Genomic DNA, 12,763 nt, shown 5'->3' with positions numbered 1-12,763 from the left:
GCAACAGCAACCCGAGCAAACCTGAACATGCCCGCCCGCAAGAAGGTCTTGCGCGGGCGCCTGTGTCGTTACAAACGCCAGAACAGTTCATGTCGCCGAACCGCCTTGCGGAAAAATTCGTTCTCGCCATAAGGCGAACCGGAGCGCCCTGCCAGCAATCGCTGCAAGCCACGGCGCAAGCGGCGCTTGAACGGCGCGGGCGGCTGCAGGTCATGCATCATCCCCAGGGCCATGGCCTTGTCACGCTGCTGCGCCACCGACAACGCCAGGCATACAGGCTGCACCGGCACGCCAGCATCAAAGGCCGGCGGCAGCGCCACGCCATCACCACTGTTACCCATCGGCCACCGGTCGTTATCGTGCAGGTGGTTGGCATAACCGAGCAGCGTCGGCTGCCAGTCCAGACCTTTCAACACTTCAAGCACAGCCTGCTGCGCGCAGATGTGGTCAGGATGCGGGTCGAGCGCCGGGTGCGGCAGCACGATGACCTCTGGACGCGCGCGCAGCATGGTTTCGCGCAGATCGGCCAGCAGATTGTTCCAGGTCGGCGCGCCGTCGGCGTCACCCGGGAGCACAAATGGATTGAATTGACGGAACAGGCGGGTATCGCTCAAATCCGCTTCGCGCGAGCCCACCGGTTGCTCCGGCTTGTCACGCATCGCGGCCAGTTGCAGGCAGAAATACCCGAACTGCACGCAACGCTCTTGGGCGACACCGGCCCACTGCGGAACAGTGAGACTGTCCCAGGCGCGCAAACGTCCCTTGAGCCGCGCGGCGTCGACCTTGCTCATGCCCATCTGTTGGTAATGTTCGGCCTCGATTTCGCCAGCGGTCAGGGTGACGATCCAGGCCTCTTCGGCCTGACTGTACAAACCGAACGCCGCCAGCTCCGCATCATCCGCGTGAGGGGCAATGACCATGACCCGCTGTCGACGGTAATCAGCGTGCTCCAGCGCCCACAGCACCGGCTCGCCCGACACTCGACAGAAACGACCGCGCAGGCGCAACACGCCTTCGGACAACGCTTGCGCCTGCCCGCTGAGGTTGAGGTAGCGCAGGCCACGGACACCGCGCTCAAAGGTTTGCACGTCAGGATTGGCGCCGCCCGACAACTCGACCCGAGGATCGAAGAAGCGTCCCAGCCAGGTGCCTTTGACCCGCAGCGCCAGGATCAGCGTCGCGTCGTCGGCCAGCATCACACCTTCATCCAGACGCAACTGCTCGCCGTGCAGATGAACCTTCGGTTGCGGGGTATAGGGCGGGAAGCTGTACTGATAATCGTCGCTCGGGGCATAGAACAGATGATCGGCAAACCACGCCTCATGAGCGATCCAGCCGCCAATCAGCAACACCGGGGCCAGCCACCAGGCAACCAGTACGCTCAGTGCGATGATGGCGGCCAGCGCGACCAACACAGCCACGCGCTTGTTGCGTCGATGGCGCTTGAGCAATTGCTGTTTGCGGCTCATGGTCTGACTCATACGCTGAACACCGGCACAGGGTTGCACCAGCGGTCCTTGTATTCACGATCAGCGCGACCGAATGAAAAACGCAGCGGCTTGCCGAGTGCGCGCGCCTGCTCCCAAGCGCTTTGCGTATTGAGAAAGCTGAGCACGCTGCCAGGGCTGAACTCGCGGGTTTCGGGATCAACACCGCCGTTTACGTATTCGACACTGATCCACTCAGGCGCCTCGACGCGGTAGACCAGTTGAATCGCAATCGGCGCATCGTTGAGGAAAATGACCGAGCCGATCAGCAACTCGCGCAGCAACTCGATGACCTCGGCCATGCGCGCCGCGCCGGTGGCCGGAAAACCCCAGCGGCGCTGGAACAGATCGCAATACATCGCGGCCAGCTCGACGCTGGAGAACTCGCTGACCGCTCGCACCACACCGCCCGCTTCTTCCAGCAGGCGCAATTCGCGACGCTGGTTGTAGCGGAACTTTTTCGACAATTCTTCCGGGGTGCGGGCCATGGCAAGCTGTTCTGCCTGCAACTTCAGGCCACTGAAACGGCCTTCGTTGAGTGCCGACAGATAGCGCGCCCGATGACGCAGCGGTGCCTGGGCATCAACGGCGCCCGGCAGGATCAGCTCGGCATTGCCGAGGTCGAACAGGCCTTTCTTGCCATGGCGCTTGAGCGCGTCCTTGGACAGCGCCAGATCGCGACCCCAGGTAGCGATGGAGGCTTTGATGTCGCCTTGCTGCTGCCAGGCCAGATAACGCACCGGGATCCCGGCCAGGTCCGCCAAGCGCTCGATGACCAGCGGATGCGTTGCGACACTGCCGCCATAACGCTGCCAGGCAGTGGCATAGGTCGAGGCGTCAACGGGCGACCAGCCACGTTCGCGCCAGCCTTGAAATCGGTTGAGCATCAGCCCCTCGTTGCCAGATCGGTAACTGGCGGCAGGCGCCAGAAGGTCTCGCGCACCGCACAGTCGGAGAAACGCTCATGCAGTCGCTCGAGCATCATCTGCGCACATTGACGACGCTGCGGCTCATCCATCGCGGCCAAGTGTTGCAGCCCTTGAGCCAGATGTTCGGCATCGCCCAGCGGAAACAGAATGCCCACACCCTCCACCACCTCCTTCGCCCCGCCGCAGGCGGTGGCCAGCAACGGCACGCCAGCGGCCATGGCCTCCAGCAACACCATGCCGAACGGTTCGTGATCGGAGCTCAGGGCAAACACATCGAAGGCGCGAAAGTAGTTGCGCGCATCAGGCACCTGACCGAGAAACAGCACTCGGTCGGCAATCCCCAGCTCACGGGCCAGCTCCTTGAGATCCTGTTCCAGGCGACCGCTGCCGAGAATGACCAACTGACTGTTGGCCGGCAGGCCTGGCAGCGCTTGGGCAAACCCGCGCAGCAACGTGGCCTGATCCTTGTCCGGGTGCAGGCGGCCGACGTTGCCGACAATCCAGGCATCCGGCGACAGCCCGAGGATCTGACGCGCTTCTTCGGCCGGTACTTGACGGGCTTGCAGTGCAGGCACATCGATGCGGTTGTACAGCGTCTGGATTCGGCTCGTCGGCCACTTCGGCAGGCAGTGACGCATGTCGTCACGCACCGCATCCGACACCCCGAGCAGGCTCAGGCGCTTGCGGAAAATATGCGCGAACAACTTGCGCGTGCCGCGCTGGTAATCGCCGAATGCGTGGTGCACGCCAATGACCGGCAGCGAGGTGCCGAGCAAGGCGATGTAGATCGGTTTGAAGCGATGGGCGATGCAAAGACTGAAATTGCGTGAGGCGACGATCTTGCGCAAATCGCCGATAGCCCCCAGTTTCAGGCCACGGATGGCCTTGGAGCTGTACTCCATGAACAACACTTCATCGGAAGCACACGCTGCGGCCACCTCGCTATCGGCCGCCCCGGTCAGAAACACCGTGGTCACCCGATAGCCGGTGCCGGCAAACAGGCTGGCGTACTGCCGTGCGCAGTCCAGGAACGGCCCGTCATAGCCGTGACAGAACTGCAGCACATGGCGTTCAGCCGAGCGAGTCATAAGCGTTCGCGCCCTCTTTCACCACCAGGATGTCTTCCATGATCAGGTACTGCAGATCCGAGCCGAAAAACATGTTCAGCGCGTCGGTCGGCGAGCAGATCATCGGCTCGCCACGGCGGTTGAGCGAAGTGTTCAGCGACACGCCGTTACCGGTGAGGTTTTCCAGCGCCTTCATCATGTCGTAGTAGCGCGGATTGTACTCACGCTTGAGCACTTGGGCCCGGGAAGTACCGTCTTCATGGACGACTTCCGGCACGCGGGTTTTCCATTCTTCGGCGACTTCGAAGGTGAAGGTCATGAACGGCGCCGGGTGATCGATCTTGATCATCTGCGGCGCGACGGTGTCGAGCATCGACGGGCAGAAAGGCCTCCAGCGCTCGCGGAACTTGATCTGATGGTTGATGCGGTCGGCGACACCGGCCACGCTCGGGCAACCGATGATCGAACGACCACCCAACGCGCGCGGACCGAATTCCATACGGCCTTGGAACCAGGCGACCGGGTTGCCATCGACCATGATCTGGGCGATCTGCTCCGGCATGTTGTCGAGCTTGCGCCAGGTCGGCTTGTTCTCGTGGCGGGCGCAGGCGGCAATCACGTCCTCGTTGCTGTACGACGGGCCAAGGTAGACGTGTTCCATCTTCTCGACCGGTACGCCACGGGCGTGCGACACGTAAGCAGCAGCGCCGACCGCGGTGCCGGCATCGCCGGACGCAGGCTGTACGAACAGCTCTTTGATGTCGTCGCGCGCGATGATTTTCTGGTTGAGCTTGACGTTCAAGGCACAGCCACCAGCGAAAGCCAGTTTGCCGGTTTCCTTGAGCACGTCACCCAAGTAGTAGTCGATCATCTGCAACGCCAGCTTCTCGAACAGCGCTTGCATGCTCGCGGCGTAGTGGATGTAAGGCTCGTCGGCGATGTCGCCTTCGCGCTTCGGACCCAGCCACTCGATCAGCTTCGGCGAGAAGTAGAAGCCTTTGCCCTTTTCTTTATAACGACGCAGGCCGATGACGTTGGCGTAGTCGGTATTGATCACCAGCTCGCCATTTTCGAACGAGGCCAGACGGGAGAAATCGTATTTGCTGGCATCGCCGTACGGCGCCATGCCCATGACCTTGAACTCGCCGTCGAGCATCTCGAAACCGAGGAACTCGGTGATCGCACCGTACAGACCGCCGAGGGAGTCCGGATCGAAGAATTCCTTGATCTTGTGGATCTTGCCGTTTTCGCCATAACCGAAGAACGTCGTGGCGTATTCGCCTTTACCGTCGATGCCGAGGATCGCGGTTTTCTCTTTGAAACCGGAGCAGTGATAAGCGCTGGAGGCGTGAGCCAGGTGATGCTCGACCGGCTCGATCTTGATTTTCTTCGGATCGAAGCCCAGTTGCTCGAGGCACCAGACGATCTTGTTGCGATAGCGCTTGTAGCGACGGTTGCCCATCAGGATCGCATCGAGAGCACGATCCGGGGCGTACCAGTAGCGCTTGGCGTAGTGCCAGCGGGCCTTGCCGAACAGGCTGATCGGAGCGAATGGAATCGCTACCACGTCAACGTCGGACGGCTTGATGCCGGCTTGCTCGAGGCAGAATTTCGCCGATTCGTAGGGCATGCGGTTCTTTGCATGTTTATCGCGTACGAAGCGCTCTTCCTCAGCCGCCGCGACCAGCTTGCCGTCGATGTACAACGCTGCGGAAGGATCATGGCTAAGGGCGCCGGACAGGCCAAGAATCGTCAATGCCACAGGGGTCTAGCCTCTTTAGTCTGCATGCAGGCGCGATGCGCCTTGAAAATTGATGTGCCCTCGCACAGGGCGAGTGGCAGCTAAAGGGCGGGATTATAGCGTAAAAGCGCCCGCAAGCCTCTAGCAGGAACAGGCAGTCGCCACGTTGACAGGCTTTGGACGTCGCAATAGACTCCAACTCAAATGGACTGGGGGATCCCGGTCGGCGCTAATGCCTCGGTGAGATCACCGGGGCTTTTCGCTTTTTGGAGGCGGGAAAATCTTCAAGCCCCAATTTTCGAAACCTTCTCCAGCGTTTATGCGCCCACCGCTGCAATAAAACTTGCGTTTGAGCACTTCGAAAGCGCGATTTTCCTGACCCGCCCTCAAAACACTCATACCAATGGGTCTCGCAACAAGATCAGCCAGCTGTAAGCCGGTGGAATTGACCTGCTTTGTGGCGAAGACTATTTCGAACGGCAGTTGCACGCCCATTCGATTGGCACCACTGCACATTCTGCGAAATTCCAGCTCCAACTCGTTATCTTCCCGCTTTCCTCGGCGCTCAAAAATCACATGTGTTGATGCGCGGTGCTGACCCTTCTCAGATAAAAAATCGTACAAAGTTTCAAGACAGAAGCCGAGCGCCAGATGATACGGATTCTCTAGAGAACCCTGCTTCTCGCAGAGTGGAGCCTTATCGATAACACAGCTGATCAAAACAAAATTGCTGGCCTCAATGATGCTGGTCAATTCGGCAAGAAAAGCATGCTTATGCGCCTTTGAGGTAAACAAACTAGAGAAAGCGCCTTTTTCTTTTCTAATCTCAAGCTCATGCAGCCCGATCAGATCATGTCCCATGTGATTGAACTTGAACATCTGAACGGCTGGGATGACCTTTTCGCAATAGTGGCGCTTATGAAACACACAAAAGGCGAGTACGAAAATTGGATAGTAAGGGTCCAACCGCTGCATTCCGTGATCACCGCTTTCATCAACATAAATGACGAAGTCACTGTATCTCGCGTCGGCGTGCTGAGGCTCTACGCCTTCAAGAACCTCGCGCACTTCGCCCCGATTTTCAAAACGAGAAAACTGCACAACGTCACCCGCGATTGGGACGCCAATAGATACTGAGATTGCCATCCTCGATTTGCCGGTAGATCGTATAGGGCAAGGAAACGGTATCGAACACGGCGGACAGAGGAAGATCAAGCAACACAAAGGGCGCCAGCATTCCCGTAGGATCAGGCGGCGCATTCAGAGTGCAAAAATCGAAGGCCAGACCACTGTAGATGCGCGGAATCGATTGGCAGTAGGTCTTCTTTTTGCGCAGGTCACGGGCAGCATCGGCGTCGCCCTGTAAAACGGTCGAGACACTGCCACAGCCTGAGAGAACTGCAGATATTACGCCCAGCGTCAGAAATTTCTTCATGTCCAAGATTTGCCCTCCGAGATCGTCAGGCAAATTAGCATCGAGCCCGAGCAGGGCACAGTTCATGGCTTCTGGAGAAGTTGTAGGACAGATCGCTGTATTTTGTCCGTTACTGCCCACAGACTCCGTTTCGCAGTGGACCAGGCCCATTGCAAGAACGAGCCTGCTCGTGAGAAGAACTCACCCTGCGCTGGAGACTTCCTTCGGCAACCGCTGATCAATGACTTGGTACAACGCGCTACTTTCAGGCCAGTTGCGCATGAACCGCGCGCGATCGCGGGCGTAGGCCGAGGCAAAACTGCCGACCGATGAGTGCTGACACATCGAGTCGAGGTCGATCAGCGCCCAGCTATCCGCCTGCCAGAACAGGTTATGCCCCTTGAAATCGCCATGACTGATGCGTTCGGCGATCAATCGGGCAAACAGTTGATCAAGCGCCAGCAACTCGGCTTCCGGTGCCTGGCCGTTTTCCACGTACGGCGCAAAGCGCTCGATGATGTCCGGCCCGGGCAGGAATTCGGTGACCAGATAGGCACTGCGGCGCAGCCACAAAAAGCGTTTTTCCAGTACCGCCAGCGGTTTCGGCGTGGCGATGCCCAGGAACGCCAGGCGATTGCCTTCACGCCAGGAATGCCAGGCCCGGCTCGGGCGCCAGAAGCGTTTGAGCCAATGGGCGAAATTCTTGATGTTGTAGCGCTTGATAACCAGAGCCCGCCCGGCTATCTCGACTTTGCCAACGCTGGCCGCGCCGCCGGTCTTGTACAGGTGCCCCTGATCAAGCAAGGCGTCAGCCTGCTCAAGCACCGGCAGCATGGCCGCTTCTTCTTCACGGCGAACCGCGCGCAGGGCAAATGCGCCGCGCTGCACCGCAAACAATGTGCAGTCTCGGCCGACCTTGTTCAGATAATCCCTGAGTCGCCAGTTGCGCACCTTGTCGATCTGTTTTTGCAACGCCTCCAGCGGCAACGCATGTTCGCTGTTGCTCAGCAGGTAATACACCAGCAGCTCTTCGGTGAACGGCTCGAGTGATTTCGGTAGCTGGGCGAAAAACACGCCGAGGTTTTCCAGCACTTTCTGCCGGGACAAGGGCTGCCCCGCCGTTTCCGCACGAACGCCGGCGCCGTCGATCAGGTACAACTGACCGCCGTGGCGCAGCAGATTGTCCAGATGCAAGTCTTCCTGCCAGAGCCCTTTGCCGTGCAGCCGACCGATAGCATCCAGCGCTTCGGCCAGAACGGCGGTCTGCTCATCGGCCAGCGCCGGCAGAGACTCGACCTTGGCCCAGGCTTCACCGAGACTTTCGGCGCCCTCGAGAAATTCGAACAGCAGCCAGCCACCCTCGCCGTCCTTCAGTCCGTCGGCCAACAGCAGCGGCGTGGTCAGGTTTTGCGCAGCGAGCAGGCGCACACCGTCCAGCTCCCGCTGGAAATGCCGGGCGGCCTTGCTGCCGACCAATAACTTTGCGAGCACCGGTCGACCGCGCCAGACACCTGCGCCAACGTAACGCTGCCCGGGCAACACCCGCAGCAGACTGAGCAATTGCAGATCCGCCGCACCGGCGGCGTCCGCCAGGGTTACGGTCAGTGGCAGTGAAGGTGCGCGCCCGGAGCGGGCCAGCTCGGACAATTGCATCAACGAGTCTCCTTGTGACTGCGCCGCGCGGTCAGTCGGCTCAGCCAGCTGTCGAGCAGCGAGCTGTCAGTCGGCTGATCGAGATAAGCCGCGAGCAATTGGCGCAAGTCGGCCTCGCTCCACTGCGGCGCGCGACGTTGCAACGGTTCCAGATCCTTGACCCGATCACGCATGCCGAACAGCAGCGGGCGGGTTTTCTCCAGATCGATCAGTTGCGCCTCATAGCCGTCGCCGGTGGCGCGCAGGAAAATATGCTTGGGATAGAAACAGCCATGCACCTGACGCGCGCTGTGCAGCCGCCGCGCCAGCAGACCGCAAGCCCTGAGGATGGCCGAATGTTGCGCGGCACTGAGCTGTGCCCAGCGCGCCAGCAACGAATCCAGGTCGCTCCAGCCATCGAGTGCGCGGGTGAGCAGAATGGCGCGCACTTCCCCGGCGACCTTGCGCTCACCGAAAAACGCCGCCTGCAACGCCGGAATGCCCAACTTGCGGTAACGGCTGATGTTGCGAAATTCGCGCGCAAAGCTCGGTTCGCCAAACGGCGCCTGCAAGGTCCGCGTCAGGTAATTGCTCTGTCGCTTGAGGTAATAGCCCTGGCCTTCAAGATCCAGGCGGAACACGCTGCTCCAGCCGCCACCGGCAGTGTTGGGCTCATCCACAGCTTCAAGCTGTTTGGCCCACAGTGCGTCGAAATTGCCGAGACCGTGGCGCTCCAGCAGTGCGCGGTCCTGTTCGGCAAGAAAATCAGTCATTCGCGCCCCTCAAAAAATCTCACCACGTGGCGAATCCGTTTCTTGTCGGCGACATCGAGCCGATCACACTGGCGATACTGCTTGTAGAAGCGCAGGCGCTGGGTGTTGGACAGGTGATATTTAGCCAGCTTGTCGAGACAGGCGAGGTCCTTGGTGATCCGGTACTTGAGCCAGAAGCCGCGCCAGAATTCGCCGTTGGGGCAGTCGATGAGGAAGATGCGCGCCTGATCGTCGATCAACAGGTTGCGCCATTTCAAATCGTTATGCGTAAACCGATGGTCGTGCATGGTCCGGGTGTAGCCGGCCAGTTGCTGGCTGACACCGTCGACCCAGGCGCGATCCTTGAGCCTGGGATCCTTGCGCTCGGCCAGCGCCGAGAGGTCTTCGGTATTGGGCAGTTCACGGGTGATCATCGCGCCACGGTCATAGGCCGCACCGCGCCGCTCCAGCCCCCAGGCCACCACCTCGGCAGTGGGGATGCCCCATTTGGCGAAGCGCTTGAGGTTCTGCCATTCCATTTTTACCCGCGGCTTGCCGAGGTAACGGCGCAGGCCCTTACCGGCGCCAACGTAGCGTTTGACGTAGTAATTGACGCCGTCGCGCTGCACGCGAACGACCTCCGACAGCGGGTCGCGGGTCAGGCGCTCGCCCTGCAACGCAAACACCGCTTCGAGGCTGCCGAAATCTTCCGCGAGTTCGCCGTACTGCGGTTCAAGTGTCCAGCCCGCCATCAGAGCGCATCCCCGTAACGCTGTTTACGCGCGTAGAGCTTGTCGGCCTTGCCTTGCAGCCAGCTCAGCAACGACGCCTCTTCTGCCAGAATCTGCCGCAGCGGTTGCTGGAAGTAGCCCTTGAGGAAACGCAGCTTGTCGCGGCGGGTCAGGCCGATGTCCAACGCGGAGAAGTACAGCGCCGCCAGATCCTTGTTGCGCCAGCGCTGAGTGATTTTCGCGCGGGTCTGGGCACGGTGCAGATCGATCACCGAGAGTTTGAAATCCTGCGGCGTGACCGGTTTGTCGGTGTGCAGCAGAAAATGGCAGATGTAGCAGTCGCGGTGATTGACCCCGGCGCGATGCATCATCCCGGTCATCCGCGCGACTTCGGCAATCAATGCGCGCTTGAGTGTTGGCTCCGGCGGCTGTTTGACCCAATCGATGCTGAAGTCTTCAAGGCTGATGGTCGGCGCCAGTTCTTCGGTGACGATGAACGAATGCTGATCCGCCGGGTTGCTGCCCTTCTCGCCGTAGGCGACGGCGGTCATGGTCGGCACGCCGACTTCCTGCAGACGCTGGATGGCCTTCCACTCTTGCCCGGCGCCGAGCACGGGCAGCTTGGCGGTCAGCAGGTTCTTGAAGATTTCGCCCCAACCGATGCCACGGTGAATCTTGACGAAAAAGCCATGGCCGTCGACTTCCGTGCGCAATGTCCGGCGCGCTTCCAGCTCGCGGTATACCTCGCCCTGCAAGCCCTCGACTGCGGCGAACGGGTCGCGTCCGGCCCAAAGGCTTTTGAACGGTTCAGCCAGCATCAACTTCATTAAGCGTGCTCCGCCAGAATCACATCCGCCGCGTGCTGCGGCATGCTGTAGAGGTCGGCCGTCTCGGCGAAGGCCAGACCGTTGCGGCTCCAGGCCGCGCGTGCAGCGTCATCGCTCAACATCTCGGTCAGGTATCGGGTCAGTTGCGCCTGCTCGAACGGCTCGTCCAGCACGCGCCCGGCATCGGCCTCGGCAATGTAATGGGCGTAACCGCAGACCGCACTGACCAGCACCGGCAACCCGGCCACCAGCGCTTCAAGCAGCACGGTGCCGGTGTTTTCGTTGTAGGCCGGGTGAATCAACAGGTCAGCGCCGAGCAGGAAACGCGGGATATCGCTGCGTCCTTTGAGGAAGGTCACATTGTCGCCCAGGCCCAGCGTCGCACTCTGCATCTGGAACAATTTGGGGTCATCCTGGCCGATTACAAACAGGCGGGTGCGTTTGCGCAATTCGGCGGGCAGTGCGGCCAGTGCCTTGAGGCTGCGATCGACGCCCTTGGTCTTGAAGCCGGAACCGATCTGCACCAGCAGCAGCTCGTCGTCCTTGAGATCGAATTCGGCGCGAAAACCGGCGCGAATCTCATCGGCATTCGCCGGCCGCCGACGATCCTGGGCAATGCCCGGTGGCAGCAGGTGAAAGCGCTCGAGCGGCGTGTCGTAATGCTTGATGAACAGCGGTTGCTGCACTTCGGAAATCATCAGCACTTCGGTCTTCGCGTCCTTGGCGAACACCGCGCGCTCGTACTCGGCGAAGTGGCGATAGCGACCCCAGCGGCGATACAGCGAGTTGCGCAGGTTCTGCGCCTTGTCTTCGAAGCAGCCATCGGCGGCGTAATAGACGTCAAGGCCCGGCATTTTGTTGAAGCCGATCAAGCGATCGACCGGACGCTTGGCCAGATCCGCTGCCATCCACGCGCTGAGTTTTTCGTTGCGGCGGTGATTGAAGAACGCCTTGACCGGCGCCACCAGCACCTCGAAACCCGGGGGCACGTCGCCTTCCCAGATCAACGTGTAGACGCGAATCTGATGGCCGCGCTTCTGGCATTCGAGGGCGATGCGCATGAAATCGCGCTGCAAGCCGCCGAACGGGAAATATTTGTACAGGACGAATGCCAATTGCATCAGCGCAGCTCCTCAGCCATTAACAACGTGCTCAGTCGGCTGGCGACACGCTCGGGGTTCACACGCGTGAAGCACAAAGGCTGCTCGCGTTTCAGGTCAAACTGACGGGCATCCTGCTCGGTCGGTTGATAGGTACATTTTTTCTGCATGCAGGGCGCGCACGGGAAGTCGCTGGCCAGATGAATCTGCAGCTTGCCGTAAGCGCCAGTGAGGCCCGGGTTGGTCGGGCCGAACAACGAAATCGTCGGTACATCCAGCGCAGCGGCCAGATGGCCGAGACCGGTGTCTACCGCCACGCAGGCTTGCGCGCCGGCGAGGACTTTGCCGACGCCGGCCAGATTGAGCTTCGGCAGCACTTCGGCGTGTTTGAAGCCGGCAGCGATGCGCTCGGCGCGGGCCTTTTCCTGCGGGTTGCCCCACGGCAGCTTCACGCCAACGCCGAGGTAGCCGACCCGCTCGGTCAGCTCGCGCCAGTAGATTTCCGGCCAGTGCTTGGTGTCCCAAGTGGTGCCGTGGAGGAACACAACATAGGCGTTCTTGCGTGGCAACTCGACCAGGCGCTCGACGTTGAGGCCGTAATCGCCGAGGCCTTTGGGCAAGTCGTAACCCAGAGCGATGGCGAATAACTGGCGTACGCGCTCGACGGCGTGCTGGCCTCGGGCGACAGCGAGTTTACGATCGTAGAAGCGCGCAGCCATCGGCTCGCGCGCGGAGGTTTTATCGAGGCCGGCCACCGGGGCTTTGACGTAGCGGGTCAGCCAGGCACTTTTCAGCAGGCCTTGCGCGTCGATCACCAGATCGTATTTATTGGCGCGCACGCTTTGCTTGAAGCGTTTCCACTCGCCGCTGGTGATGGTTTGCCACAGATTCTTGCGCCAGCGGCGGATCGCCACCGGAATCACTTTATCGACCGCCGGGTGCCAGCTCGGAATCTCGGCGAAACCCTCTTCCACCACCCAGTCGAACTTGATGCCCGGGATCGCCCGTGCGGCGTCGGTCAGCGCTGGCAACGCGTGAATCACGTCGCCCAGCGATGAAGTCTTGATCAGCAATACCCGCAAG

At 60.7% G+C, this 12,763-nt stretch carries 12 protein-coding genes; all 12 read right to left on the bottom strand.

From position 1 onward, the window contains the following. Positions 1 to 68: 68 nt before the first annotated feature. Positions 69 to 1,469 (bottom strand): PIG-L family deacetylase, encoded by a 1,401-nt coding sequence (locus ND528_RS18615; protein ID WP_130912200.1) that lies wholly within the window; start codon positions 1,467 to 1,469, stop codon positions 69 to 71. An 8-nt stretch (positions 1,470 to 1,477) separates the two neighbouring features. Continuing rightward, complete coding sequence (locus ND528_RS18610) at positions 1,478 to 2,374, bottom strand: antimicrobial resistance protein Mig-14 (protein ID WP_263470885.1); 897 nt, start codon at positions 2,372 to 2,374, stop codon at positions 1,478 to 1,480. Next, positions 2,374 to 3,504, bottom strand: a complete 1,131-nt coding sequence (locus tag ND528_RS18605) for a glycosyltransferase (RefSeq protein ID WP_263470884.1) — start codon at positions 3,502 to 3,504, stop codon at positions 2,374 to 2,376. Before ND528_RS18605 ends, ND528_RS18610 begins: the two co-directional genes overlap by 1 nt. Further along, entirely contained in the window at positions 3,488 to 5,245 is a 1,758-nt protein-coding gene (locus ND528_RS18600) for a carbamoyltransferase family protein (protein WP_056787479.1), read from the bottom strand. The genes ND528_RS18605 and ND528_RS18600 overlap by 17 nt, the downstream gene beginning before the upstream one ends. Before the next feature lie 225 nt (positions 5,246 to 5,470). Then, complete coding sequence (locus tag ND528_RS18595; protein WP_263470883.1) at positions 5,471 to 6,325, bottom strand: DUF3800 domain-containing protein; 855 nt, start codon at positions 6,323 to 6,325, stop codon at positions 5,471 to 5,473. Positions 6,326 to 6,329: 4 nt separating this feature from the next. Then, positions 6,330 to 6,659: a YceK/YidQ family lipoprotein gene (locus ND528_RS18590; RefSeq protein ID WP_178083736.1), complete on the bottom strand. Its 330-nt coding sequence runs from the start codon at positions 6,657 to 6,659 to the stop codon at positions 6,330 to 6,332. A gap of 180 nt (positions 6,660 to 6,839) precedes the next feature. Continuing rightward, the gene (locus ND528_RS18585) at positions 6,840 to 8,291 is read right to left on the bottom strand and encodes a lipopolysaccharide kinase InaA family protein (RefSeq protein WP_263470882.1); all 1,452 of its coding nucleotides are present in this window, start codon (positions 8,289 to 8,291) and stop codon (positions 6,840 to 6,842) included. Beyond that, on the bottom strand, positions 8,291 to 9,043 hold the full coding sequence (locus tag ND528_RS18580) for a lipopolysaccharide kinase InaA family protein (RefSeq protein WP_137215168.1): 753 nt from the start codon (positions 9,041 to 9,043) through the stop codon (positions 8,291 to 8,293). The genes ND528_RS18585 and ND528_RS18580 overlap by 1 nt, the downstream gene beginning before the upstream one ends. Next, the gene (locus ND528_RS18575; RefSeq protein WP_041477623.1) at positions 9,040 to 9,774 is read right to left on the bottom strand and encodes a lipopolysaccharide kinase InaA family protein; all 735 of its coding nucleotides are present in this window, start codon (positions 9,772 to 9,774) and stop codon (positions 9,040 to 9,042) included. The genes ND528_RS18580 and ND528_RS18575 overlap by 4 nt, the downstream gene beginning before the upstream one ends. Further along, positions 9,774 to 10,580, bottom strand: a complete 807-nt coding sequence (gene rfaP / locus ND528_RS18570; protein ID WP_137215166.1) for a lipopolysaccharide core heptose(I) kinase RfaP — start codon at positions 10,578 to 10,580, stop codon at positions 9,774 to 9,776. The genes ND528_RS18575 and rfaP overlap by 1 nt, the downstream gene beginning before the upstream one ends. Beyond that, positions 10,580 to 11,701: a glycosyltransferase family 4 protein gene (locus tag ND528_RS18565; RefSeq protein WP_212615143.1), complete on the bottom strand. Its 1,122-nt coding sequence runs from the start codon at positions 11,699 to 11,701 to the stop codon at positions 10,580 to 10,582. The genes rfaP and ND528_RS18565 overlap by 1 nt, the downstream gene beginning before the upstream one ends. Next, positions 11,701 to 12,762 (bottom strand): lipopolysaccharide heptosyltransferase RfaC, encoded by a 1,062-nt coding sequence (gene rfaC / locus ND528_RS18560; RefSeq protein WP_130912165.1) that lies wholly within the window; start codon positions 12,760 to 12,762, stop codon positions 11,701 to 11,703. The genes ND528_RS18565 and rfaC overlap by 1 nt, the downstream gene beginning before the upstream one ends. Position 12,763: the final 1 nt, after the last annotated feature.

The sequence above is a fragment of the Pseudomonas mercuritolerans genome, from assembly GCF_025706525.1.
GTDB classification, from domain to species: domain Bacteria; phylum Pseudomonadota; class Gammaproteobacteria; order Pseudomonadales; family Pseudomonadaceae; genus Aquipseudomonas; species Aquipseudomonas mercuritolerans.
Note: the sequence above shows the minus strand (reverse complement) of the source record. Positions and strands in the feature narration are given on the sequence as shown.